Genomic DNA, 24,513 nt, shown 5'->3' with positions numbered 1-24,513 from the left:
CGTTTAGAGAAAAGTTGAGTATGCGTACTCAGGCGCCGCCCCGGACCCCCGATCGACGATGGAAGGCATGCTGTGGTCCGACCCCGAGAACGAGCCGCCCAAGGAACTGCGCGACACGCAGGAGATGTTGCGGCGACTGGGTGTTCTCATGGCGCTGGCCATGGTGCTCGCGATGATCGTGATCGGGCTGAGGTGAGCCCCGCCGGGCGCGCCGATACGCTGACCGCATGACTGATCAGCCCCGCCGCCGACTCGTCCTCGCCTCCCAGTCCCCCGCCCGGCTCAATCTGCTCCGCCAGGCCGGGCTGGACCCCGAGGTCATCGTGAGCGGCGTCGACGAGGACGCCGTCACCGCGCCCACCCCCGCCGAGCTGGCGCTGGCCCTGGCCGAGGCGAAGGCCTCCGTCGTGGCGGCGAAGCCGGAGGTCAAGGGCGCGATCGTGATCGGCTGCGACTCGGTCCTCGACCTGGACGGCGAGGCCCTGGGCAAGCCGGCGGACGCCGAGGAGGCCACCGCCCGCTGGAAGTCGATGCGCGGCCGCGCGGGCACACTCCAGACCGGCCACTGCGTCTACGACACCGCCACCGGCCGGTACACCTCCGCGACGGCCTCCACGGTCGTCCGCTTCGGCGAGCCGACCGACCAGGAGATCGCCGCGTACGTCGCCTCCGGCGAACCCCTCTACGTCGCCGGGGCGTTCACCCTGGACGGCCGCTCGGCACCGTTCATCGACGGCATCGACGGCGACCACGGCAATGTGATCGGCATCAGCCTGCCGCTGGTACGACGGCTGCTGAGCCAACTGGGCATCGGCATCACGGAGTTGTGGGCGCCGGCGGAGGGGTGACCGGGGAACCGCCCGCCAGGGAGCCCTCGCCGCCCTTGCCCCCACCGGGAGCGGCGTCCGCGGGCCCCTCGGAGGCGGGCGCGCCCTGGGCGTCGTACGTCATCAGCAGCAGCACTATCAGGCCGAGTGCGACGACCATGACCAAGAACGCCGTCCAGCCCACCAGCCCCCAGGCGAACGCGCCCAGCAGCCCGTGCACCACGGCCGCGCTGATCAGCAGGATGCGCCCGAAGCCCGCCGGGGCGCGGTCGCGCACGGCCACGAGCAGGGCGACCAGCCCGCACAGCGCGAAGTAGGCGCCGAAGACCAGGCCGCCGATCTTCGAGGACATCGACATCACGTCAGGGTCCAGCCCCGCAAGGGACATGTCCTGCCGGTCGACGACAACGCCGAGGAACCACTGCACCGCCGCGATGCCGAGCCCCTCGGCGAAGAGCACGACCGCCACCACCCACCCCACCGGCCTGCGTACCACCGGCCCCCACCCACTTCCGAGCTCCGCGCTGTTACCCCAAGTACGTACGAGACATCGCGAACGCTACTAACGGGTAAACCCCGGGACAAGGGTTCGGGCGACAGCAAAGAATCATTGGGCCATTCGTAGGGATTCCACAAAGAAACCGAGTGGCCCGCAGCACGTGATGACAGAGACCTTGACCACAGCGGAGGGCTAGGGTTTCGGGGAAGAGACCTGCGTGCCGAGGCGCGACATGGGATTTCGCAGGTCGAGCGAGCCTGGAATCACGCTCCGTGTGGGCAAGCTCACCACTGGGGACGGGTCGATGTGGCGTGTCGGCAGTCCCTAAACTCGGCTTGTTTCAAGGAGGGAGCCTCAATCGTGCGCAAGGTGCTCATCGCCAACCGTGGCGAAATCGCTGTCCGCGTGGCCCGGGCCTGCCGGGACGCCGGGATCGCGAGCGTGGCCGTCTATGCCGACCCGGACCGGGACGCTCTGCATGTCCGCGCCGCGGATGAGGCGTTCGCCCTGGGCGGTGACACTCCGGCATCCAGCTACCTGGACATCGGCAAGGTCCTCAACGCCGCGCGTGAATCGGGCGCCGACGCCATTCACCCGGGCTACGGCTTCCTTTCCGAGAACGCCGACTTCGCCCAGGCGGTCCTGGACGCGGGCCTGATCTGGATCGGCCCGCCGCCGCAGGCCATCCGCGACCTCGGTGACAAGGTCGCCGCCCGGCACATCGCCCAGCGTGCCGGCGCCCCGCTCGTGGCCGGCACCCCCGACCCCGTCTCCGGGGCCGAGGAAGTCGTCGCGTTCGCCGAGGAACACGGCCTGCCGATCGCCATCAAGGCCGCCTTCGGTGGTGGCGGACGCGGCCTGAAGGTCGCCCGCACCCTGGAAGAGGTGCCCGAGCTGTACGACTCGGCGGTGCGCGAGGCCGTCGCCGCGTTCGGGCGTGGCGAGTGCTTCGTCGAGCGCTACCTCGACAAGCCCCGGCACGTGGAGACCCAGTGCCTGGCCGACTCCCACGGCAACGTGGTCGTCGTCTCCACCCGTGACTGCTCGCTGCAGCGCCGCCACCAGAAGCTGGTCGAGGAGGCCCCCGCGCCGTTCCTGTCCGACGAGCAGGTCGCCGAGCTGTACTCCTCCTCCAAGGCGATCCTGAAGGAGGCCGGCTACGTCGGTGCCGGCACGGTGGAGTTCCTCGTCGGCATGGACGGCACGATCTCCTTCCTGGAGGTCAACACGCGCCTGCAGGTCGAGCACCCGGTCACCGAGGAGGTCGCCGGCATCGACCTGGTGCGGGAGATGTTCCGCATCGCCGACGGCGAGGCCCTCGGCTACGACGACCCGCCGCTGCGCGGCCACTCCTTCGAGTTCCGCATCAACGGCGAGGACCCGGGCCGCAACTTCCTGCCCGCCCCCGGCACGGTCACCACGTTCTCCGCACCGACCGGTCCGGGTGTGCGCCTGGACGCGGGCGTGGAGTCCGGCAGTGTGATCGGCCCGGCCTGGGACTCCCTGCTGGCCAAGCTGATCGTCACCGGCGCCACCCGCGAGCAGGCGTTGCAGCGCGCCGCCCGCGCACTGGCCGAGTTCCAGGTGGAGGGCATGGCCACCGCCATCCCGTTCCACCGCGCGGTGGTCACCGACCCGGCCTTCGCCCCCGAACTGACCGGCTCCGACGAGCCGTTCACGGTCCACACCCGCTGGATCGAGACCGAGTTCGTCAACGACATCAAGCCCTTCGCCGCCCCGGCCGACACCGAGGCCGACGAGGAAGCCGGCCGTGAGACGGTCGTCGTCGAGGTCGGCGGCAAGCGCCTGGAGGTCTCCCTGCCGGCCTCGCTCGGCATGACCCTGGCCCGCACCGGCCTGGCCGCCGGGGCCAAGCCCAAGCGGCGCGCGGCCAAGAAGTCCGGCCCCGCGGCCTCCGGCGACACCCTCGCCTCTCCGATGCAGGGCACCATCGTCAAGGTCGCCGTCGAAGAGGGCCAGGAAGTCAAGGAAGGCGACCTGATCGTCGTCCTCGAGGCGATGAAGATGGAACAGCCTCTGAACGCGCACAAGTCCGGCACCGTCAAGGGCCTGTCCGCCGAGGTCGGCGCCTCCCTCACCTCCGGCGCCCCCATCTGCGAGATCAAGGACTGAGTCGTACGACGTCCTGAGGCGCCCGGCGGACTGAGCGATCAGCCCACCGGGCGCCTCGTTCCTGGCGTCCGGTGCGGGCAGCGCCCCTCAGGGGCGCGGGGAACTGCGCGACCAGCCATCCACGGCCCGCACCCGGCCGATAGCGCGCCCTCCACGGCGACTGGCCGGTGGCATGCTGAACCCACGGAACAAGTGCAGGAAGGGCAGGTGAACTCCATGGCCCAGCCGCCGGCAGGCATGCGCGCCGATGCCCGCCGCAACCACGAGCGCCTGCTCACCGAGGCCCGCTCCGCCTTCGCCGAGCACGGCACGGACGCGTCCCTGGAGGACGTGGCCCGCCGCGCGGGCGTCGGAATCGGCACGCTGTACCGCCACTTCCCCAACCGCGACGCCTTGTTGAGCGCGGTCTTCGAGGACGCGGTCGGCGACCTGCTGACCCGCTCCCACGAACTCCTGCACGCCCCGGAGCCCTGCACGGCACTGGTGACGTGGCTGCGCGAGATGGTCACGCACGCGGGCGAGTACCGGGGCCTGGCCAGATCCCTGATGTCCGTCTCGTACGACAACACCTCGGCCCTGGCCCGATGCAGCGGCCCGATCCGCGAGGCGGGCGGCGCGCTGCTGGCACGCGCACAGGCGGTGGGCACGGTCCGGGAGGACGTGGCGATCGCCGACCTCCTCCAGCTCACGCACGCGATCGCGTTGGCGGCGGAGGAAACGCCGGGGGACCCGGACTTGGCGGACAGACTCCTGCACTTGACACTCCAGGGCCTGAAACCCACCTAGGGGCGCGGGGCTGTGTCTGATCTGCGGCTCCGCCGCGTGGGCGCGACATGCCACACACGACCCGCACTCGCGCAGCATCACCTAGCCCTACGGTGAATGGGCGAACCTAACGCCGCCGCAGATCCGCGACCCGGGCCCGCTCCCGCTCCGTCGGCCCCTGCTCCCCGAGCACCGTCGCAGCGGACCGCAACCCCGGCCCTCCCGGCGCCTGCCCCCGGCGGGGCCCCGGCAGGGCACGACGCCGCGCCGGGACCTCGTCACCCCCCGGGCTCCCGGTCGCCCCGGCCACGGCGATCTGCACCCCCTGATCGGCCAGGGCCTGCAACTCGGTGTGGGCGCGGTCGTCGTGGGCCGGCGGATCGTCGGTGACGAGCCGCGTGATGACGTCCGTGGGCACCGTCTGGAACATCGTGTCCGTACCGAGCTTCGTGTGGTCGGCCAGGACGACGACCTCCGCGGCCGCCTGCACCAGCGCCCGGTCCACGGACGCCGAGAGCATGTTGGACGTGGACAGCCCGCGCTCGGCGGTGAGCCCGCTTCCGGAGATGAAGGCCCGAGACACCCGCAGCCCTTGCAGGGACTGCTCGGCGCCGCTGCCCACCAGCGCGTAGTTCGAACCGCGGAGCGTACCGCCGGTCATCACGACCTCGACCCGGTTGGCATGGGCCAACGCCTGTGCCACCAGGAGGGAGTTGGTGACGACGGTCAGTCCGGGGACGCGAGCGAGCCGGCGGGCCAGCTCCTGCGTGGTGGTCCCCGCCCCGACGACGATCGCCTCGCCCTCTTCCACGAAGTTCGCGGCGAGGTCGGCGATGGCCGTCTTCTCGGCGGTCGCGAGATGTGACTTCTGCGGAAAGCCGGACTCCCGCGTGAACCCGCCCGGCAATACCGCACCGCCATGCCGGCGGTCGAGGAGTCCTTCTGCCTCCAGTGCGCGCACGTCCCGCCGTACGGTCACTTCGGAGGTCTGGACGACGCGGGCGAGCTCACGGAGCGACACGGCCCCGTTCGCTCGCACCATTTCGAGGATCAATTGGCGACGTTCTGCAGCGAACACGAAACTGACAGTAACCCCAACGACCGTCTGGTTTCAGCAGTTTGCGCCGAATAACAGAAGTTGTTCGCACGTGAGGACGAGAAGTGATATAGGGCCTAGTCCCGCCGCCTATGCCGTACGCATGCTCGACAACTCCCCGTGACCAGCGAGGAGTTGGTTTTGGCCGTCAGATCTCGTCGCCGGCCTTCCGCGTGTGCAGCTGCCGTGCGACCTCGGCGATCGACCCCGAAAGGGAGGGGTACACGGTGAAGGCGTTCGCGATCTGTTCGACCGTCAGATTGTTGTCGACCGCGATCGAGATCGGGTGGATCAGTTCCGAAGCGCGCGGCGACACGACCACACCGCCGACCACGATGCCCGTACCCGGACGGCAGAAGATCTTGACGAAGCCGTCCCGGATGCCCTGCATCTTGGCGCGCGGGTTGCGCAGCAGCGGCAGCTTGACGACGCGGGCGTCGATCTTGCCCCCGTCCACGTCAGCCTGGGAGTAGCCGACGGTGGCGATCTCGGGGTCGGTGAAGACGTTGGAGGAGACGGTCTTCAGGTTCAGCGGGGCCACCGCGTCGCCGAGGAAGTGGTACATGGCGATACGTCCCTGCATCGCCGCCACCGAGGCGAGGGCAAAGACACCGGTGACGTCACCGGCGGCGTACACGCCCGGCGCGGTCGTCCTGGACACCTTGTCGGTCCAGATGTGCCCGGACTCGCGCAGCTTGACCCCGGCCTCCTCCAGGCCCATGCCCGCGGAGTTCGGGATGGCGCCGACGGCCATCAGGCAGTGGCTGCCGCTGATGACACGCCCGTCGGCGAGGGTGACCTCCACCCGGTCGCCGACCCGCTTGGCGGCGGCGGCGCGCGAACGGGCCATGACGTTCATGCCGCGCCGCCGGAAGACGTCCTCCAGGACGGCCGCGGCGTCCGGGTCCTCGCCCGGCAGCACGCGGTCGCGCGACGACACGAGGGTGACGCGCGACCCAAGCGCCTGGTAGGCGCCGGCGAACTCGGCACCGGTGACGCCCGAGCCGACCACGATGAGTTCCTCGGGCAGTTCGGTGAGGTCGTAGACCTGGGTCCAGTTGAGGATGCGCTCACCGTCGGGCTGGGCGTCCGGCAGCTCGCGAGGATGCCCGCCGGTGGCGATCAGCACCGCATCGGCGGCCAGCGTCTCCTCTGTGCCGTCCGCGGCCCGCACCACGACCTTGCGCGACCCGTCGAGGGCCTGCATGCCCTCCAGCCGGCCGCGGCCGCGCAGGACCCGGGCGCCGGCGCGCGTGACGGAGGCGGTGATGTCGTGGGACTGGGCGAGCGCGAGCCGCTTCACACGCCGGTTGACCTTGCCCAGGTCGACGCCCACCACCCGTGCGGGCGTGTCGATGTGCGGCGTGTCGTCGGCGACGATGATCCCCAGTTCCTCGTAGGAGGAATCGAAGGTGGTCATCACCTCGGCCGTGGCGATAAGAGTCTTCGACGGCACGCAGTCGGTGAGCACCGACGCCCCGCCCAGACCGTCGCAGTCGACGACGGTCACCTCCGCGCCGAGCTGGGCGGCCACCAGGGCCGCCTCGTATCCGCCGGGTCCGCCACCGATGATCACGATCCGAGTCACGTACTCCATTGTCCCGCACGCCACACCGTGCCACTGCCCGGGGGCCCGCCCGAGACACCACTGTTACGGGAGGGGAGGACGATTCGCCTGCCGTACCCTCTCTGCATGTCGCTCTACGCCGCGTACGCCGGCAATCTCGACGCGCGGCTGATGACCCGCCGCGCCCCGCACTCGCCGCTGCGCGCCACCGGCTGGCTGAACGGGTGGCGACTGACGTTCGGGGGCGAGCAGCTGGGCTGGGACGGCGCGCTGGCGACGCTCGTCGAGGAGCCGAAGGAGCAGGTCTTCGTCGCGTTGTACGAAATCGCCCCGATGGACGAGGAGTCCCTGGACCGCTGGGAGGGCGTCGGCCTGGGCATCTACCGGCGGCTCCGGGTACGGGTGGACACGCTGGAGGGCGAGGAGTCGGCCTGGGTGTACGTGCTGAACGCCTACGAGGGCGGCCTGCCGTCGGCCCGCTACCTGGGCGAGGTCGCGGACGCGGCGGAGTCGGCGGGCGCACCGCATGACTACGTGATGGAGCTGCGCAAGCGCCCCTGCTGAGCATCCCCGGCCTCACCGACCTCACCATCCCCTCCGGCCCCACCGATCGCACCTTTTCGTTGGAAACGACAAGACAACGATCGCCATCCCGTGAGCTCTGTCATCTACGCGCGTAGGCCCAAACCGGCTACCCTCAGTCGCGTGAACGCATCTCTTCTTCCGGACGACATCCAGGGCGACCCCCACGCCGCCGCCGACGCCGCCGCCGCGCGCCTGCGCGAACTCACCGGCGCCGAGACCCACGACGTCGCCCTCGTGATGGGCTCCGGCTGGGCGCCGGCCGTGGACGCCCTCGGCGCACCCGATGCCGAGTTCCAGGTCACCGAGCTGCCCGGTTTCCCGCCGCCGGCGGTGGAAGGGCACGGCGGCAAGATCCGCTCGTACAAGATCGGCAACAAGCGCGCCCTGGTCTTCCTGGGCCGCACCCACTACTACGAGGGCCGTGGCGTGGCGGCCGTGGCCCACGGCGTCCGCACCGCGGTCGCGGCCGGCTGCAAGACGATCGTGCTCACCAACGGCTGCGGCGGCCTGCGCGAAGGCATGCGCCCCGGCCAGCCGGTCCTGATCAGCGACCACATCAACCTCACGGCCACCTCCCCCATCGTCGGCGCCAACTTCGTCGACCTCACCGACCTCTACTCCCCCCGCCTGCGCGCCCTGTGCAAGGAGATCGACCCCACGCTGGAGGAGGGCGTCTACGCCCAGTTCCCCGGCCCGCACTACGAGACTCCGGCCGAGATCCGCATGGCCCGCGTCATCGGCGCGGACCTGGTGGGCATGTCGACGGTCCTCGAAGCGATCGCTGCGCGCGAGGCGGGCGCCGAGGTCCTGGGCATCTCCCTGGTGACGAACCTCGCGGCGGGCATGACGGGCGAACCCCTCAACCACGAGGAGGTCCTGCAGGCGGGCCGCGACTCGGCGACGCAGATGGGCTCGCTGCTGGCGCAGGTGCTGGGGCGGCTGTAAGGCGTTTCCCCCGCCCCCGCCGCGACCCTGGGGGCTGCCGCCCCCAGACCCCCGCTTTCGGCCCTGAACGGGCCTCGTCCTCAAACGCCGGACGGGCTGATTCAGCCTCTCCGGCGTTTGAGGAGCGGGGGTCCAGGGGGCGGAGCCCCCTGACGGGGTCGAAGGGGCGGAGCCCCTGGGGATGGGACGGGTAGGGGCGGCGGGGGCGAAGAAAATCCCCCACGACCCGCACCGAACGACACGAACGAGAGGTTGACCGACGTGCACGACGATCTCATCGCCCGGGCCCAGGCATGGCTCGCCGAGGACCCGGACCCCGAGACCCGCGACGAGCTCGCCAAGCTCATCGACGCCGCGGACATCGAGGAGCTCGCCGCACGCTTCAGCGGCACCCTCCAGTTCGGCACCGCGGGCCTGCGCGGGGAACTCGGCGCCGGGCCCATGCGGATGAACCGCACCGTCGTCATCCGCGCCGCCGCCGGCCTCGCCGCGTACCTCAAGAAGCAGGGTCCCCCCCAGGGGGAAGGGGATGCCGGCCTCGTCGTCATCGGCTACGACGCCCGCCACAAGTCGGAGGAGTTCGCCCGCGACACGGCCGCCGTCATGACCGGCGCCGGTCTCCGCGCGGCCGTACTCCCCCGCCCCCTGCCCACCCCGGTCCTCGCGTACGCCATAAGGCACCTCGGCGCGGTCGCCGGCGTGGAGGTCACCGCCAGCCACAATCCGCCCCGCGACAACGGCTACAAGGTCTACCTCGGCGACGGCTCCCAGATCGTCCCGCCCGCGGACATCGACATCGCGGAGGAGATCGCCGCCGTCCCGTCCCTGACCGTCGTCTCCCGCCCCACCGAAGGCTGGGACACCCTCGACGACAGCGTCCTCGACGCCTACCTCGCCCGCACGGACGCGGTCCTCGCCCCCGACTCCCCGCGCACCGCCCGCACCGTCTACACGGCGATGCACGGCGTCGGCAAGGACGTCCTCCTCGCCGCCTTCGCCCGTGCCGGCTTCCCCGCCCCGGCCCTGGTCGCCGAGCAGGCCGACCCGGACCCGGACTTCCCCACCGTCGCCTTCCCCAACCCGGAAGAGCCCGGCGCGATGGACCTGGCCTTCGCCAAGGCCCGCGAGACCGACCCCGACCTCGTCATCGCCAACGACCCCGACGCCGACCGCTGCGCCGCGGCCGTCAAGGACGGCGAGGACTGGCGGATGCTGCGCGGCGACGAGGTGGGGGCGCTGCTCGCCGCCCATCTGGTGAACCGCGGAGCCCAGGGCACCTTCGCCGAGTCGATCGTCTCCTCCTCCCTCCTCGGCCGCATCGCCGAGAAGGCGGGCCAGCCGTACGAGGAGACCCTCACCGGCTTCAAGTGGATCGCCCGCGTCGACGGCCTGCGCTACGGCTACGAGGAGGCCCTCGGCTACTGCGTCGACCCCGAGGGCGTACGCGACAAGGACGGCATCACCGCCGCCCTGCTGATCACCGAGCTCGCGTCCGTCCTCAAGGCCGAGGGCCGTACGCTCCTCGACCTCCTCGACGACCTCGCCGTGGAGCACGGCCTGCACGCCACCGACCAGCTCTCGGTCCGCGTCCAGGATCTGTCGGTCATCGCGAACGCCATGCGCCGACTGCGCGAGCAGCCGCCGACCGAGCTCGCCGGCCTGGCCATCACCCGCGCCGAGGACCTCACCCAGGGCACGGACACCCTCCCGCCCACCGACGGCCTGCGCTACACCCTCGAAGGCGCCCGCGTCATCGTCCGCCCCAGCGGCACGGAGCCCAAGCTGAAGTGCTACCTGGAGGTCGTCGTCCCGGTCCCGGCCCACGCCGACCTCCCGGCCGCCCGCGCCAAGGCGACCGACCTGCTCGCGACGATCAAGCGGGACCTGTCGGCGGCGGCCGGCATCTGAGCCGTACGCGACTCTCCAGCTCGTTCCCGAAAGGGTGCCCCCATCCGGAGGCACCCTTTCGGGCGATTTCCCCCCGGTGGTTGACCCGCGCTCCACGCCCCGCCCGACCCCCCGGGCAACGGTGGAGGGGAAAGCGCACCACCGACCCGCCTGGAGCCGCGCCGTGTCCACGACCGCATCCCGGCCGACCCCCCGAGCGACCCCCACCCCCGGGAACCACAACCGCCCCGGCCCCCGCCCCCTGCCACCCTCACGCGCCCGCCCCGCTGCACTTCCTGCCCTGCGCCACGCGGCCCCCGCCCTCCTCGCGTACCTCGCCGTACGCGGCACGGGCCTGCTGCTCCTCACGGTCTGGGCGCACCGCCAACAGCACGGGGTCTGGCCGATCCTGGCGACGCAGTGGGACGCCGACTGGTATCTCGGCATCGCCGACCACGGCTACGCGCACGCACTCGGCACCGCGTACAGCGCCAACAACCTCGCCTTCTTCCCGCTCTACCCGGTCCTGGTCAAGGCGGTCGCGGTGGTCACCCCGGGGACCCGCGCGAGCACCGGCCTCGCGATCGCCGTCATCGCTTCCCTCGTCGCGGCATGGGGCGTCTTCGCCGTCGGCGACCGGCTGCACGGCCGCCGGGTCGGCATCCTCCTCACGGTCCTGTGGGCCGCGCTCCCGGTCGGCCTGGTGCAGTGGATGGGCTACACCGAGTCCCTGTTCACCGCGCTCGCGGCCTGGTCGCTGTACGCCGTGCTCACCGGCCGCCTCCTCACCGCGGCCTGGCTCACCGCGCTCGCGGGCCTGACCCGCCCGACCGGCATCGCGGTCGCTGCGGCGGTCACGGTGACGGCCCTGCTCGCGCTGCGCCGCCGCTTCCGCATCCGCACCCTCGCGGCCGCCGCGATCGCGCCGCTCGGCTGGTGCGGATACGTCGCGTGGGTGGGCCTGCGGGTGGGCCGCTCGGACGGCTACTTCGCCGTACAGCGACTGTGGCGCAACGAGCTGGACGGCGGCCGCGAGACCCTGCGCCTGATGCGGCGGCTGCTGGTGTACGAAGCCAACCCCGGGCTGTTCCTGGTGATGGTGACGCTCACGCTGATCGCGTCGGTGGTGCTGTTCGGGCTGGCGGTGTGGGACCGGCAGCCGGTGCCGTTGCTGGTCTTCACGGCCGTACTGCTGGCGATCGTCCTGGGCAGCGGCGGCGTCTACTTCCCCCGCGCCCGCTTCCTCCTCCCCGGCTTCCCGCTCCTGCTCCCCGTCGCCCTGCACCTGTCCCACGCGTCCCGCCGCTACCGCACGCTGGCCCTCGCGGCGGCGGTCACCGGCTCGGCGTACTGCGGCGCGTACATGGCCCTGGTGTATCCGGGCGCACCCTGAGTTTCCGACCGCGCTTCCGTGACGCCCTCGGCTGAGGAGGCTCGGCCGCAGACACCGAGGGAGGCGGCGCTACCGGCTCCGGCTCAGACCGTGAGGGCGTACACGGACCCGCGGGCCCCTCAGGACATCACCAGCAAAATCACCAGCAACACAGCGCCCGCAACCGCCGGCCCCGCCACCTCGTAAGCCCACCGCACGGTCACCTCGCCCTGCGCGGACTCCGCCGCCTCCCGGTGCTCCAGCAGTTCGCGCAGGTCGTCCATGACCTTGTCGGTCTCGGCCCGCATCGGCCCGTCCACGTCGACATCCGTGCGCGGCGCCCCGAACCCGAGCCCTCCGAGCCCCGTGCCCCCACCTACGCGGCCACCGCGCTCACCGGCGCTCCGCTCCCCGGCCGCCCGGGCCGACCGGCGCGCCGCCTTCTTGCGGGCCCGCAGCGAGACCGGGATCGCCCAGAGCTGGAACTTGGTGCCGGACTTGGCGACGACCTCGTTCGAGTAACCGGACCGGAGTGAGGCGACCTGCCCCCAGGGGAGCACGATCACGCGGAACGGGTTGCGGATGCGCAGTCGCTCCTCGTTGGCGTAGACGGCGGGCCGCAGCGTGAACGCGGACACCAGCGGCACGATCAGGATCAGCGCCGCGAGCGCCAGCCACTGCGTGCGCCCCTCGCCCCGGACCAGCGCGTCGATGCCCAGCCAGAGCACGAGGGCCAGCAGCGCGACGCCGCCGACGATGCCCATGGGCGAGCGGAAGACCCGGTCCTTCGACGCGGGGTCCGGGGTGGGGGGCTGATGCTCCGGGGTCGTCATGGGCCCGATTCTGCCCGACGCCTCGGACAGCGCTCATACGCACCACCCCCCACACAAGATGAGCACCCGGGCCTGTACAGCCGCTACGCGCGTAGATATGCTCGTCTGGTGACCATGCCCACCAATGCAACCAACGCAGCTCATGCCCTCACGGACGTGACGGCGTCCGACAGCACGCTGCGCCGCTTCCTCCACGGGCTGCCCGGCGTCGACGCGGTCGGCCTGGAGGGGCGGGCCGCGTCCCTCGGCACCCGTTCCATCAAGACGACCGCGAAGGCGTACGCCATCGACCTCGCCATCTCGATGGTCGACCTGACGACGCTGGAAGGCGCGGACACCCCGGGCAAGGTCCGGGCGCTCGGCGCCAAGGCGGTCCACCCCGACCCGACCGACCGGACGACCCCGGCGACGGCAGCCGTCTGCGTCTATCCCGACATGGTGGCCACCGCCAAGGAGGCCGTCGCCGGCTCCTCCGTGAAGGTCGCCTCGGTCGCCACCGCCTTCCCGGCCGGCCGCGCCGCCCTCGCTGTGAAGCTGGCCGACGTGCGCGACGCCGTCGCCGCCGGTGCCGACGAGATCGACATGGTCATCGACCGCGGGGCGTTCCTCGCGGGGAAGTACGTGAAGGTGTACGACGAGATCGTCGCCGTGAAGGAGGCCTGCGGGACCAGCGCCCGCCTCAAGGTCATCTTCGAGACCGGCGAACTCTCGACGTACGACAACATCCGCCGTGCCAGCTGGCTCGGCATGCTCGCGGGCGCGGACTTCATCAAGACGTCCACCGGCAAGGTCGCCGTCAACGCCACCCCCGCGAACACGCTCCTGATGCTGGAGGCCGTCCGCGACTACCGCGCCCAGACCGGCATCCAGGTCGGCGTGAAGCCGGCCGGCGGCATCAGGACGACCAAGGACGCCATCAAGTTCCTCGTACTGGTCAACGAGACCGCGGGCGAGGACTGGCTGGACAACCACTGGTTCCGCTTCGGCGCGTCCTCGCTCCTGAACGACCTGCTGATGCAGCGTCAGAAGCTGGCCACCGGCCGCTACTCCGGCCCCGACTACGTGACGGTGGACTGATCACCATGGCATCGGTATTCGCATACGCACCGGCCCCCGAGTCCCGCGGAGTCGTCGACATCGCGCCCTCGTACGGCCTGTTCATCGACGGCGAGTTCGTGGAGGCGGCGGACGGCAAGGTCTTCAAGACCGTCTCCCCGTCCACCGAGGAGGTCCTCTCCGAGGTCGCCCAGGCCGGCGAGGCGGACGTGGAGCGCGCGGTGAAGGCCGCCCGCAAGGCCTTCGAGAAGTGGTCGGCGCTGCCCGGCTCCGAGCGCGCCAAGTACCTGTTCCGCATCGCCCGGATCATCCAGGAGCGCAGCCGTGAGCTGGCGGTCCTGGAGACCCTGGACAACGGCAAGCCGATCAAGGAGACCCGCGACGCCGACCTCCCCCTGGTCGCCGCGCACTTCTTCTACTACGCGGGCTGGGCCGACAAGCTGGAGCACGCCGGCTTCGGGTCGAACCCGAAGCCCCTCGGCGTCGCGGGCCAGGTCATCCCCTGGAACTTCCCGCTGCTGATGCTGGCGTGGAAGATCGCCCCGGCCCTCGCGACCGGCAACACGGTCGTCCTGAAGCCGGCCGAGACCACCCCGCTGTCGGCCCTGTTCTTCGCCGACATCTGCCGCCAGGCGGGCCTGCCCAAGGGCGTCGTCAACATCCTTCCCGGATACGGCGACGCGGGCGCCGCGCTCGTCGCGCACCCGGACGTGAACAAGGTCGCCTTCACCGGCTCCACGGCCGTCGGCAAGGAGATCGCGCGAACCGTCGCGGGCACCCGCAAGAAGCTCACCCTCGAACTGGGCGGCAAGGGCGCCAACATCGTCTTCGACGACGCCCCGATCGACCAGGCGGTGGAGGGGATCGTCAACGGCATCTTCTTCAACCAGGGCCAGGTCTGCTGCGCGGGCAGCCGCCTGCTCGTCCAGGAGTCGATCCAGGACGAGCTGCTGGACTCCCTCAAGCGCCGCCTGTCCACGCTCCGCCTGGGCGACCCCCTGGACAAGAACACGGACATCGGCGCCATCAACTCCGAGGAACAGCTCTCGCGCATCACCACCCTCGTCGAGCAGGGCGAGGCGGAGGGCGCCGAGCGCTGGTCCCCGGCGTGCGAGATCCCGACCTCCGGCTACTGGTTCGCGCCGACGCTCTTCACGAACGTCACCCAGGCGCACCGGATCGCCCGCGACGAGGTCTTCGGCCCGGTCCTGTCGGTCCTCACCTTCCGCACGCCGGACGAGGCCGTCGCCAAGGCCAACAACACCCCGTACGGCCTGTCGGCGGGCATCTGGACGGAGAAGGGTTCGCGGATCCTGGCCGTGGCGGGCAAGCTCCGCGCCGGCGTCGTCTGGTCCAACACGTTCAACAAGTTCGACCCGACCTCGCCGTTCGGCGGCTACAAGGAGTCGGGCTTCGGCCGCGAGGGCGCCCGCCACGGCCTGGAGGCGTACCTCGCCCCGTCGAGCCCGGAGGGCGAGCGATAAATGAGCACAGTTGACAAGAACGACAAGACCGAGCGCGCCGAGCGGCTCTCCGTCTTCAAGACCTACAAGCTGTACGTCGGCGGGAAGTTCCCGCGTTCCGAGAGCGGCCGGGTGTACGAGGTGACCGACGCAAAGGGCAACTGGCTGGCCAACGCACCCCTCTCCTCCCGCAAGGACGCCCGGGACGCGGTCGTGGCCGCCCGCAAGGCGTTCGGGGCGTGGTCCGGCGCGACGGCGTACAACCGCGGCCAGATCCTCTACCGCGTCGCCGAGATGCTGGAGGGCCGCCGCGAGCAGTATGTCCGCGAAGTCGCCGACGCCGAGGGCCTGTCGCCCTCAAAGAAATCAGATACAGCGAAGGCGGCGGCGCAGGTCGACGCGGCGATCGACCGCTTGGTCTGGTACGCGGGCTGGACCGACAAGATCGCCCAGGTGGTCGGTGGCGGGAACCCGGTCGCGGGCCCGTTCTTCAACCTCTCGTCCCCCGAGCCGACGGGCGTGGTGGCCGTCCTGGCCCCGCAGGAGTCGTCCTTCCTGGGCCTGGTCTCGGTCGTCGCCCCGGTGATCGCCACCGGCAACACGGCGATCGTGGTGGCGTCCGAGAAGTCCCCGCTCCCCGCCCTCTCTCTCGGCGAGGTCCTGGCCACCTCCGACCTCCCCGGCGGTGTCGTCAACATCCTCTCCGGCCGCACGGCGGAGATCGCGACGCCGCTGGCCGCGCACCAGGACGTCAACGCGATCGACCTCGCGGGCGCCGACGACGTACTGGCGAAGGAGCTGGAGATCGCCGCGGCGGACAACCTCAAGCGCGTCCTGCGTCCACAGCCTGTGGACGACTGGGCCGCCACCCCCGGCATCGACCGCATGACGGCGTTCCTGGAGACCAAGACGGTCTGGCACCCGACGGGGTCGCTGGGCGCGTCCGGCTCGTCGTACTGAGGTCCGACGGGCACCGAGACCGGAGAGCCGCGTTTCCCCTCCGTCCAGGGGAAGCGCGGCTCTCTGCCGCGCCGCCTCTCCGATGCGCACAGTGATCATGCCGCCACGAAGGGCAGTTGGAGTGTGACGCGCGCATCAAAGGCGGTACGCGGGGTCGTTCTGTGGCCCGCCGATGCCTCACACTGGTGTCCCGTGAGTTCCCATCCGCCCATACCGACGCGAGTCGTGCTGCTCTGCGGCCCCTCCGGCTCCGGCAAGTCCCTTCTCGCGGCCCGCTCCGGTCTTCCGGTGCTACGGCTCGACGACTTCTACAAAGAGGGCGACGACCCGACCCTGCCGCAGGTCCCCGGGAGTTCCGACATCGACTGGGACCACCCCGACTCGTGGGACGCCGACACCGCCGTGGCGGCGATCACGCAGCTGTGCCGCACGGGCCGTACCAGCGTTCCGCTGTACGACATCTCGCTCAGCGCCCGCACCGGCGAGGAGACCGTCGAGGTCGGCCGGACCCCGCTGTTCATCGCGGAGGGCATCTTCGCGGCCGAGATCGTGACGCGCTGCCGGGAACTCGGCGTGCTGGCCGACGCGCTGTGCCTGAGCCGCGGCCCGGTGAAGACGTTCCGCCGCCGCTTCGTGCGCGACCTGAAGGAGGGCCGCAAGTCGGTGCCGTTCCTCCTGCGCCGCGGCTGGCGCCTGATGCGCCTGGAGCGCTCGATCGTCGCCCACCAGACCGCGCTGGGCGCCCACGCCTGCGACCGGGACGAGGCCCTCGGCCGCCTCACCGCGGCCGCCGCGGGACGCTGCCCGGCGGCGACTGCGTCCACTTGAACGAAGTCGGCGCCTTCTCCGTCGTAGGGCCGGATGACGGTCCCCGCGGGAAGGAAGCCGATGACAAATGCCCTCCGGGCCCGCTTACAGCTGGCCCTTACGGTCACGATCCTCGCGGCGGCCGCCGGCTGCGCGTCGGGCGGCGAGGCCGCATCCTCCTGCGCGGGGTTGGTGACGTACGACAACCGCGGTTATCTGCCCACCACGGACATGGACTTCACCGTGGGCGAGCGGCTGGGCACCGTCACGATCGTGGAGTGCGACGACACCCCGAACGATCCCGGGGTCACCGTTCCTGAGGGCAGGACCGGCGCGTACACGGTCGAGGGAAGCGATCCCGCCGACGCCATCGCCGTGGGCGACTCACCCGCCGAAGCGCGCCTCATGCAGGTCCGCTGAGCGCGCACGAAGAACGGGACTGGACGGACCCCCCGGCCCTCCAGCCCCGCTCTCGTTGTGCTCCCCCGTCTCACCCGGTCCCCCGGGTTCCCCCGTGGTGGAGCACCCCCCGTGTTTCCCCCGTCGGTCCCCCGCGGGCCCCCCGGCCCCCGTGGGTCCCCCCACTTCTTACCGCTCCCCCGTCGCATCCCCCCGGATGCGATCCCCCCCGAACCTTCAGGCGACGAGCTCCCCGAAGGCGTCTTCCTCGTCACGGCCGAAGCTGAGGACCTCGTCCTCGCGCAGCCGGCGGAGCGACCGCCAGATGCTGGACTTCACCGTGCCGACACTGATGTCGAGGATCTCCGCGATCTCCGGGTCGGTGCGGCCCTCGTAGTAACGAAGGACCAGCATCGTGCGCTGGAGTTCGGGGAGCCGGGCGAGCGCCTGCCACAGGACCGCGCGCAGCTCGGTGCCGCGCATCGCGTCCGTGTCGCCGGGCGTCTCCGGCAGTTCCTCGGTCGGGTACTCGTTCAGCTTGCGGCGGCGCCACGCGCTGATGTGCAGGTTGGTCATGGTGCGGCGGAGGTATCCGCCGACCGCGGCCTTGTCGCTGATCCGGTCCCAGGCCCGGTACGTCGAGAAGAGGGCGCTCTGCAGGAGGTCCTCGGCCTCGAAACGGTCACCGGTCAGGTGGTAGGCGGTTGCGTACAGGGAGGCGCGGCGCTCCTGGACGTAGGCGGTGAACTCCGCCTCCGACAGCGAGCGACGACGCTCCCCCGAGTCCTCCCTGTACGCGGCTCCCCCGTGCGTTTCCCCCGTGAAACCGTCAACCACCGTCATGTACGCGGTGTGCTGACGCCCGGTGCCGCGAGCGCACCCCCGCCCGCTCACGGCACCGGACTTCTCCGAACCCCGGCCCCCGTTCACGTCGTGCAGACGCGTGATCACTGCGCTGGTGCTGGTGCCGTGCAGCGTGTTCATCTCGCGCCCCCCGTCGTGGACTTCCGGTGTTCTGCTCGTTCGTCTTGCTGTCGTGCGACTTGCTGTCCTGCCTGTGCCGAAAAGCTTGCCCGGGCACCTTCATGGCCGTGTCCGCCGACTGTCACAGACCTGTCACAGGGCCCGCGCCAGAGGTGGCCCCCAGGCGCGGGACAGTCCGGTCACAGACGAACGCGCTACGTGCGCGTAGGTGTACTGCTCGTACAGGTGTCGAAAGACCGCCCCGCATGGGCCAGAATGACCCCCGTGCCTTCCCTGTTGCTGATCGAGGACGACGACGCCATCCGCACGGCCCTGGAGCTCTCACTGACGCGCCAGGGACACCGTGTGGCCACGGCTGCCACCGGCGAGGACGGCCTGAAACTGCTGCGTGAGCAGCGGCCGGACCTGATCGTGCTGGACGTGATGCTGCCCGGCATCGACGGCTTCGAGGTGTGCCGCCGCATCCGGCGCACCGACCAGCTGCCGATCATCCTGCTGACCGCGCGCAGCGACGACATCGACGTGGTCGTCGGCCTGGAGTCCGGTGCGGACGACTACGTGGTCAAGCCGGTGCAGGGGCGGGTCCTCGACGCCCGGATCCGGGCCGTGCTGCGGCGCGGTGAACGGGAGTCGAACGACGCGGCGAGCTTCGGCAGCCTCGTCATCGACCGTGCGGCGATGACCGTGACGAAGAACGGCGAGGACCTCCAGCTCACCCCGACCGAGCTGCGCCTGCTGCTCGAACTGAGCCGCCGTCCTGGCCAGGCCCTGTCCCGCCAGCAACTCCTGCGCCTCGTCTGGGAACACGACTACCTCGGCGACTCACGCCTCGTCGACGCCTGCGTCCAGCGCCTGCGCGCCAAGGTCGAGGACGTCCCGTCGTCCCCGACCCTGATCCGTACCGTCCGTGGTGTCGGCTACCGCCTGGACACGCCTCAGTGACCAAGACACAGGGGGGGGTCCGCGGCTGGTTCGCGGCTCGTAAGGGAGTGTGGTCGCGGCTGCGCTTCACCAGTCTTCGACTGCGCCTGGTGGTCGTCTTCGGTCTCGTGGCGCTCACGGCCGCCGTGTCCGCGTCCGGGATCGCCTACTGGCTCAACCGCGAGGCGGTGCTCACGCGCACCCAGGACGCGGTGCTGCGCGACTTCGAGCAGGAGATGCAGAACCGGGCGAGTCTGCTGCCCGAGGCGCCGACGCAGGACGAACTGCAGCACACCGCTGGGCAGATGGCCAACAGCAGCCAGCGCTTCAGCGTGCTGCTGGTCGCCGCCGACACCGCCGGCACTCCCGCCTACGGCTCCTCCGGCGGCCTGGACGGCTTCACGCTCGCGGACGTGCCCGCGTCGCTGCGCAAGGCGGTGAACGACAAACAGCCGGTCAACTCGACCAACAAGTCGCAGTACCACCTGTACTGGCAGCGGATCGTGGAGGACGACCAGCCGTATCTGATCGCCGGCACAAGGGTGAACGGCGGCGGTCCGACCGGCTACATGCTCAAGTCCCTCGATCAGGAGGCCAAGGACCTCAACTCCCTGGCCTGGTCGCTCGGTATCGCCACCGGCCTCGCCCTGATCGGCTCCGCGCTGCTCGCGCAGGCCGCCGCCACGACCGTACTGAAGCCGGTGCAACGGCTCGGTGCCGCCGCCCGTCGGCTCGGCGAGGGCAAGCTGGACACCCGCCTGAGGGTGTCCGGGACCGATGAACTGGCCGATCTCTCCCGGACGTTCAACAACGCCGCGGAGGCTCTGGAGAAGCGGCTCGCCGACATGGCCGGGCGGGACGAGGCATCCCGCCGCTTCGTGGCCGACATGTCGCACGAACTGCGCACCCCCCTCACCGCGATCACCGCCGTGACGGAGGTCCTGGAGGAGGAGCTGGAGGCGGAGACCGGGTCCATGGACCCCATGATCGAACCCGCCGTACGGCTCGTCGTCAGCGAGACGCGCCGCCTGAACGACCTGGTCGAGAACCTGATGGAGGTCACCCGCTTCGACGCGGGCACGGCTCGCCTGGTCCTGGACAACGTCGACGTCGCCGACCAGATCACGGCGTGCATAGACGCCCGGGCCTGGCTGGACGCCGTGGACCTGGACGCCGAGCGCGGCCTCATGGCCCGCCTGGACCCCCGCCGCCTCGACGTCATCCTGGCCAACCTCATCGGCAACGCGCTCAAGCACGGCGGCTCGCCGGTCCGCGTCTCGATCCGCGAGGCGGACGACTCGGTCGTCATCAAGGTACGAGACCACGGCCCCGGCATCGCCGAGGACGTCCTCCCCCACGTCTTCGACCGCTTCTACAAGGCCAGCGCCTCCCGCCCCCGCTCCGAGGGCAGCGGCCTCGGCCTGTCCATCGCCCTGGAGAACGCCCACATCCACGGCGGCGAGATCACCGCCGCCAACTCCCCCGAGGGCGGCGCGGTGTTCACCCTGCGCCTGCCCCAGGACGCGTCGAAGCTGGCGGAACAGGACGAGAACAACGGCCAGAACGCAGGCGACACGAAGAAGGGGGACGCGTGATGCCGCAGACAAAAGCAAGCCGCCTACTGGCACTCGCCACACTCACCGCCGCCCTCCTGACCGGATGCGGCATACGGTCCACGGAGGTCCCGACCGACTTCGGCCCCGCCCCCTCCCGCGTGCACTGCTCACTCTCCGAACCGGACGTGTCGACGCAGGCCGCGCGAGGACTCCCGGTGCAGGTGTTCCTGCTCTGCGGGTCCCAACTGGTGGCCGTCGACCGGACCGTACGCGTACCGGACGGCACGGCGGACTCGGAGCGACGCGTCCTCGTGGCCCAGGGCCTCCTCGACGAGCTGGAGGCGACGCCCTCGGCCGACGAGAAGGAGGCCGGCTACACCACGGACGTCCGCGGCGCCATGAGCGTGAGCAGCCCACGCGCCGACGACCCCGACGAGGCACTACGCCTGAGCACACCCCCCAACGACCTCACCTCGTACGCACTCGCCCAGATCGTCTGCACGTTCTCGGACTCGACGGCAGCCGAGGGCGACGGCTCGGTCATCCTGGGCGGCCCCGGCAACGAGCCCCTACGCCGCTACGAGTGCACGGACGAGGTCCGCACCCGCCCGGGCAGCAACGAGCCCCCGTCGACCGACGTCACGGGTTGACTCCGTCGGTTGGACCGGCTCACCACGCACCGCGGCTCTCCACTGCTCGGTGTCAGCGCTGACCCTGCTGGGGGCTGCCGCCCCCAGACCCCCGCTTCGGCCCTGAACGGGCCTCGTCCTCAGACTCCCCCAGAGGGGGTGCCCCCAGACGGGCTGGATGCTGCCGACCGACGCTGAGATGTGCGGCCCCCACGGCGCCGCACCCGCGTACGGCGGCAAGGGGCCGTGCCGGGGGGTGTCCGCCCGCAGCGGCGGGCGTCAACGCAGGCCACCCCACCCACGTACGGCAACCGCCCGACCGAGGACGGACACCCCCCGGCACGGCCCCGACCCACCACCCACCCGCAGGCGCAACGCGAACCCCCACCCCACCCGCACAGGCCGCCGCAGGCATCCACGCGCACCCCCACCCCGGCCCAACCGCCGGAGGCCCATGTGGCGGACGCCTCACCCCACTACGCCCCGTCCCGGAACCGATCCTGCCGGGGGGCGCGTCTAGGGGGGCGTGCAGCGTCAAGGCTCCATCGGCGGCAGCGCCGCGATCCACATCCGTGCGACGGGGGGTGTCCTCCTGCTCGCGCACCTGGCGTTCGCCGCCTGGCTCACGCTGCGCCCCCTGGACGTCCCTTGGGTGATGCCGGCCAACCTGCGCCCGTTCGCCGGGATCAGGGCCGATCTGGCGCTGGGCTGGCAGGAAGGCGCCCGCCGCATCATCGAGGGACTCGCCCTGCTCGCCCCGCTGGGCGTGCTGATCCCGATGGCGCACGGCAGACTCACCGCCTCCCCCCTCGGCTCCCTGGTCCGCACGGTGGCCGCCGGCGCCCTGATCTCGCTGGGCATAGAGCTGCTGCAGACCGGCGTACCCGGCCAGATCGTCGACATCGACTCACTGCTGCTGAACACGGTGGGGGTCGCCCTGGCACACACGACCGTGGTCCCCGCGACCCGCGCCTGGCTCCGCCGCAGGTCCGAGCGCGCACACCGGGCAACGGTCCCCCAGGAGGAGCCCTCTCAGGGTCGGACCCCGACGATTCCCAGGGTCGGGATAGCTCCGTAGAGTGACGCTTTGCCCGCTTCGTCGCCATAGCGTGGTTGTCAGATGAGGCAACGCCTCGGGAGACCCCACAAGGGAGCCTCCGACCGACGCTCGCGAAGGAGCCGCACCATGACCGCGCTTGCCCGCCCCACCCACGGCCGCATGATCGGCGGAGTGTGCGCCGCGCTGGCCCGGCGCTTCGGCACCTCCGCGACGACGATGCGCGTGATCTTCCTGATCTCCTGCCTGCTCCCGGGCCCGCAGTTCCTGCTCTACATAGCCCTGTGGCTCCTGCTCCCCTCGGAGGACAAGGCGAACAGGACACGCACGGCCTGGTGAACCACTCGACGCACAGGCGTACATAGGTACGCCGCTGGGGCGCACCCGGTGTCCAAGGGTGCGCCCCAGCGGCGCGCTTCGGGTAAGGCCGACTCAGGCGAGCGGAACACCGTTCACGGGCAGACCCTGGGTGGGCAGGCCCTGGGTGAGACCCTCGGCGGCCAGACCCTGCACCGGCAGACCGCCGAGCAGCCCACTGACCACGTCGGTCGGCCCACCGGCGAGCGCCTTCTCGGCGGCCGGCTGCACGCCGGACTGCACGCCGGTCTGCGCGGCGGCCAGTCCGGTGGTGACCGCCTCGGGCCCGTGGGCCAGACCCGCACCGGCACCCGGAGCCGCCTGGGCGAGGTCCCCGGCCGGGAGGGCCTGGACGGCGCCCAGCGCCGCACCGGCGGCGTCCGGGGCGACCGGCGCGGCGTTCGCGGCACCCGCACCGGCGGCGGCGAAGGCGGCACCGAGAGCGGCGACACCGAGGGTCTTGGCAGCAGACTGCTTCATGAAATGCGTCCTCGAAATTCGTTGAACGGGGTTGTGAGCGGTTCTCGACCGTAAACACGCCCGGCACGCCGCCGCAAACATCGAAATGAGGACGGATTGTGAATGGTGCCTGCATTCCCTGTAGGCGGAGAGCCTCAGGTCACCCCTCCTCAGCCGCAGAGTCGCTGGTAGACGTGGCCTGTCGGAAAAGCCACTCGGACTTCAGTTCGGCATATCCGGGCTTGATGACGTCATTGATCATCGCGAGCCGTTCATCGAAAGGAATGAACGATGATTTCATCGCATTGACGGAGAACCACTGCATGTCGTCGAGCGTGTAACCGAACGCCTCGACAAGATGCTCGAATTCCCGGCTCATGCTGGTGTGGGACATGAGACGGTTGTCGGTGTTCACGGTGGCCCGGAAGTGCAGCCGGCGCAGCAGCCCGATGGGGTGGGCGGCGTAGGAGTCGGCGGCACCCGTCTGGAGATTGGAGCTGGGGCACAGCTCCAGCGGGATGCGCTTGTCCCGTACGTACGAGGCGAGCCGCCCGAGCTCGACCGAGCCGTCGGCGTGCACCTGGATGTCGTCGATGATGCGCACCCCGTGCCCGAGCCGGTCGGCGCCGCACCACTGCAGGGCCTGCCAGATGGACGGCAGACCGAAGGCCTCGCCCGCGTGGATGGTGAAGTGGTTGTTCTCGCGCTTGAGGTACTCGAAGGCGTCGAGGTGCCGGGTGGGCGGGTGGCCGGCCTCGGCGCCCGCGATGTCGAAGCCGACGACGCCCAAGTCGCGGTAGCGGTTGGCGAGTTCCGCGATCTCCAGGGAGCGGGCGGCGTGTCGCATGGCGGTGAGCAGCGCGCCCACACGGATGCGGTGGCCGTTCTCCCGCGCGATCCGCTCGCCCTCCCGGAAGCCCTCGTTGACGGCCTCGACGACCTCTTCGAGGGTGAGCCCGGCCGCGAGGTGCTGTTCGGGCGCGTACCGCACCTCGGCGTAGACGACCCCGTCCTCGGCGAGGTCCTCGGCGCACTCGGCGGCGACCCGGACGAGGGACTCGCGGGTCTGCATCACGCCGACGGTGTGCGAGAAGGTCTCCAAGTACCGCTCCAGGGAGCCGGAGTCGGGCGCCTCGCGGAACCACAGGCCGAGCTTGTCGGGGTCGGTCTCGGGCAGCTGGGTGTAGCCCGACGCGCGGGCGAGCTCGACGACGGTGCCGGGGCGCAACCCGCCGTCGAGGTGGTCGTGCAGCAGAACCTTCGGCGCCCGGCGGATCTGGTCCGAGCTCGGGATGGTCGCCCTCTGGGCAGTCTGGCTCGTCATTTTCGCACTGTAACGCCTACGCGCGTAGACGG

25 protein-coding genes are annotated in these 24,513 nt (G+C 71.0%); 18 read left to right on the top strand and 7 right to left on the bottom strand.

The genetic code is table 11. The features are described from left to right. Nucleotides 1–67: 67 nt before the first annotated feature. Both mmpB and AB5J49_RS30090 read left to right on the top strand, forming a co-directional pair. Nucleotides 68–196 (top strand): morphogenic membrane protein MmpB, encoded by a 129-nt coding sequence (mmpB, locus tag AB5J49_RS30095; RefSeq protein WP_369171986.1) that lies wholly within the window; start codon nucleotides 68–70, stop codon nucleotides 194–196. Between the two features lie 31 nt (nucleotides 197–227). Continuing rightward, the gene (locus tag AB5J49_RS30090) at nucleotides 228–848 is read left to right on the top strand and encodes a nucleoside triphosphate pyrophosphatase (protein ID WP_369171985.1); all 621 of its coding nucleotides are present in this window, start codon (nucleotides 228–230) and stop codon (nucleotides 846–848) included. On the opposite strand, the gene AB5J49_RS30085 is transcribed toward AB5J49_RS30090, so the two are convergent. Beyond that, the gene (locus AB5J49_RS30085; protein WP_369171984.1) at nucleotides 817–1,323 is read right to left on the bottom strand and encodes a hypothetical protein; all 507 of its coding nucleotides are present in this window, start codon (nucleotides 1,321–1,323) and stop codon (nucleotides 817–819) included. The two genes, AB5J49_RS30090 and AB5J49_RS30085, sit on opposite strands and share 32 nt — an antisense overlap. Before the next feature lie 363 nt (nucleotides 1,324–1,686). Between AB5J49_RS30085 and AB5J49_RS30080 the strand changes: the two genes are divergently transcribed. Continuing rightward, nucleotides 1,687–3,459, top strand: coding sequence for a biotin carboxylase N-terminal domain-containing protein (locus AB5J49_RS30080; RefSeq protein ID WP_369171983.1), 1,773 nt, complete (start codon nucleotides 1,687–1,689; stop codon nucleotides 3,457–3,459). Between the two features lie 237 nt (nucleotides 3,460–3,696). Then, nucleotides 3,697–4,245, top strand: coding sequence for a TetR/AcrR family transcriptional regulator (locus tag AB5J49_RS30075; protein WP_369175311.1), 549 nt, complete (start codon nucleotides 3,697–3,699; stop codon nucleotides 4,243–4,245). 106 nt (nucleotides 4,246–4,351) lie between these two features. Here the strand turns inward: AB5J49_RS30075 and AB5J49_RS30070 are convergent, their stop codons facing one another. Continuing rightward, the gene (locus AB5J49_RS30070) at nucleotides 4,352–5,302 is read right to left on the bottom strand and encodes a DeoR/GlpR family DNA-binding transcription regulator (RefSeq protein ID WP_369171982.1); all 951 of its coding nucleotides are present in this window, start codon (nucleotides 5,300–5,302) and stop codon (nucleotides 4,352–4,354) included. A gap of 166 nt (nucleotides 5,303–5,468) precedes the next feature. Further along, on the bottom strand, nucleotides 5,469–6,932 hold the full coding sequence (locus AB5J49_RS30065; protein ID WP_369171981.1) for an NAD(P)H-quinone dehydrogenase: 1,464 nt from the start codon (nucleotides 6,930–6,932) through the stop codon (nucleotides 5,469–5,471). 81 nt (nucleotides 6,933–7,013) lie between these two features. Between AB5J49_RS30065 and AB5J49_RS30060 the strand changes: the two genes are divergently transcribed. The 4 genes from AB5J49_RS30060 (at nucleotide 7,014) to AB5J49_RS30045 (ending at nucleotide 11,697) form a co-directional block, all read left to right on the top strand. Next, on the top strand, nucleotides 7,014–7,451 hold the full coding sequence (locus AB5J49_RS30060) for a gamma-glutamylcyclotransferase (RefSeq protein WP_369171980.1): 438 nt from the start codon (nucleotides 7,014–7,016) through the stop codon (nucleotides 7,449–7,451). Between the two features lie 141 nt (nucleotides 7,452–7,592). Further along, a complete protein-coding gene (locus tag AB5J49_RS30055; RefSeq protein WP_128433352.1) occupies nucleotides 7,593–8,417 on the top strand; it encodes a purine-nucleoside phosphorylase in 825 nt (274 codons plus the stop codon). Between the two features lie 261 nt (nucleotides 8,418–8,678). Then, on the top strand, nucleotides 8,679–10,325 hold the full coding sequence (locus AB5J49_RS30050; RefSeq protein WP_369171979.1) for a phospho-sugar mutase: 1,647 nt from the start codon (nucleotides 8,679–8,681) through the stop codon (nucleotides 10,323–10,325). A gap of 241 nt (nucleotides 10,326–10,566) precedes the next feature. After that, nucleotides 10,567–11,697, top strand: coding sequence for a hypothetical protein (locus tag AB5J49_RS30045; RefSeq protein WP_369175310.1), 1,131 nt, complete (start codon nucleotides 10,567–10,569; stop codon nucleotides 11,695–11,697). 119 nt (nucleotides 11,698–11,816) lie between these two features. Here the strand turns inward: AB5J49_RS30045 and AB5J49_RS30040 are convergent, their stop codons facing one another. After that, nucleotides 11,817–12,509, bottom strand: coding sequence for a PH domain-containing protein (locus AB5J49_RS30040; RefSeq protein ID WP_369171978.1), 693 nt, complete (start codon nucleotides 12,507–12,509; stop codon nucleotides 11,817–11,819). Between the two features lie 108 nt (nucleotides 12,510–12,617). Between AB5J49_RS30040 and deoC the strand changes: the two genes are divergently transcribed. The 5 genes from deoC (at nucleotide 12,618) to AB5J49_RS30015 (ending at nucleotide 17,215) form a co-directional block, all read left to right on the top strand. Further along, on the top strand, nucleotides 12,618–13,586 hold the full coding sequence (gene deoC / locus AB5J49_RS30035; RefSeq protein ID WP_369171977.1) for a deoxyribose-phosphate aldolase: 969 nt from the start codon (nucleotides 12,618–12,620) through the stop codon (nucleotides 13,584–13,586). Between the two features lie 5 nt (nucleotides 13,587–13,591). Then, nucleotides 13,592–15,049, top strand: coding sequence for an aldehyde dehydrogenase family protein (locus tag AB5J49_RS30030; RefSeq protein WP_369171976.1), 1,458 nt, complete (start codon nucleotides 13,592–13,594; stop codon nucleotides 15,047–15,049). Beyond that, nucleotides 15,050–15,988: an aldehyde dehydrogenase family protein gene (locus AB5J49_RS30025; RefSeq protein ID WP_369171975.1), complete on the top strand. Its 939-nt coding sequence runs from the start codon at nucleotides 15,050–15,052 to the stop codon at nucleotides 15,986–15,988. It begins immediately after the preceding gene. A gap of 192 nt (nucleotides 15,989–16,180) precedes the next feature. Then, on the top strand, nucleotides 16,181–16,816 hold the full coding sequence (locus AB5J49_RS30020) for a uridine kinase (protein ID WP_369171974.1): 636 nt from the start codon (nucleotides 16,181–16,183) through the stop codon (nucleotides 16,814–16,816). Nucleotides 16,817–16,876: 60 nt separating this feature from the next. Continuing rightward, the gene (locus AB5J49_RS30015) at nucleotides 16,877–17,215 is read left to right on the top strand and encodes a DUF6281 family protein (protein WP_369171973.1); all 339 of its coding nucleotides are present in this window, start codon (nucleotides 16,877–16,879) and stop codon (nucleotides 17,213–17,215) included. Between the two features lie 216 nt (nucleotides 17,216–17,431). Here the strand turns inward: AB5J49_RS30015 and AB5J49_RS30010 are convergent, their stop codons facing one another. Further along, nucleotides 17,432–18,178: a SigE family RNA polymerase sigma factor gene (locus AB5J49_RS30010; protein WP_369171972.1), complete on the bottom strand. Its 747-nt coding sequence runs from the start codon at nucleotides 18,176–18,178 to the stop codon at nucleotides 17,432–17,434. Nucleotides 18,179–18,442: 264 nt separating this feature from the next. Here AB5J49_RS30010 and afsQ1 point away from each other — a divergent pair, with 264 nt between their 5' ends. The 5 genes from afsQ1 to AB5J49_RS29985 all read left to right on the top strand — a co-directional run bounded on the left by afsQ1 (nucleotide 18,443) and on the right by AB5J49_RS29985 (nucleotide 22,680). Further along, a complete protein-coding gene (gene afsQ1, locus AB5J49_RS30005) occupies nucleotides 18,443–19,120 on the top strand; it encodes a two-component system response regulator AfsQ1 (protein WP_217209258.1) in 678 nt (225 codons plus the stop codon). After that, a complete protein-coding gene (locus AB5J49_RS30000) occupies nucleotides 19,117–20,694 on the top strand; it encodes an ATP-binding protein (RefSeq protein WP_369171971.1) in 1,578 nt (525 codons plus the stop codon). Before afsQ1 ends, AB5J49_RS30000 begins: the two co-directional genes overlap by 4 nt. Beyond that, the gene (locus tag AB5J49_RS29995; RefSeq protein ID WP_369171970.1) at nucleotides 20,694–21,305 is read left to right on the top strand and encodes a hypothetical protein; all 612 of its coding nucleotides are present in this window, start codon (nucleotides 20,694–20,696) and stop codon (nucleotides 21,303–21,305) included. The genes AB5J49_RS30000 and AB5J49_RS29995 overlap by 1 nt, the downstream gene beginning before the upstream one ends. Before the next feature lie 505 nt (nucleotides 21,306–21,810). Continuing rightward, entirely contained in the window at nucleotides 21,811–22,362 is a 552-nt protein-coding gene (locus tag AB5J49_RS29990) for a VanZ family protein (RefSeq protein ID WP_369171969.1), read from the top strand. 108 nt (nucleotides 22,363–22,470) lie between these two features. Beyond that, nucleotides 22,471–22,680 carry a PspC domain-containing protein gene (locus AB5J49_RS29985; protein WP_369171968.1) on the top strand — a complete coding sequence of 70 codons (210 nt, stop codon included), beginning with the start codon at nucleotides 22,471–22,473 and terminating at the stop codon, nucleotides 22,678–22,680. A gap of 93 nt (nucleotides 22,681–22,773) precedes the next feature. Here AB5J49_RS29985 and AB5J49_RS29980 read toward each other — a convergent pair whose 3' ends face one another. Both AB5J49_RS29980 and AB5J49_RS29975 read right to left on the bottom strand, forming a co-directional pair. Further along, complete coding sequence (locus tag AB5J49_RS29980; protein ID WP_369171967.1) at nucleotides 22,774–23,178, bottom strand: ATP-binding protein; 405 nt, start codon at nucleotides 23,176–23,178, stop codon at nucleotides 22,774–22,776. A 139-nt stretch (nucleotides 23,179–23,317) separates the two neighbouring features. Then, the gene (locus tag AB5J49_RS29975; RefSeq protein ID WP_369171966.1) at nucleotides 23,318–24,481 is read right to left on the bottom strand and encodes an adenosine deaminase; all 1,164 of its coding nucleotides are present in this window, start codon (nucleotides 24,479–24,481) and stop codon (nucleotides 23,318–23,320) included. Nucleotides 24,482–24,513 lie beyond the last annotated feature (32 nt).

Source organism: Streptomyces sp. R28 (assembly GCF_041052385.1).
Lineage (GTDB): Bacteria > Actinomycetota > Actinomycetes > Streptomycetales > Streptomycetaceae > Streptomyces.
Note: the sequence above shows the minus strand (reverse complement) of the source record. Positions and strands in the feature narration are given on the sequence as shown.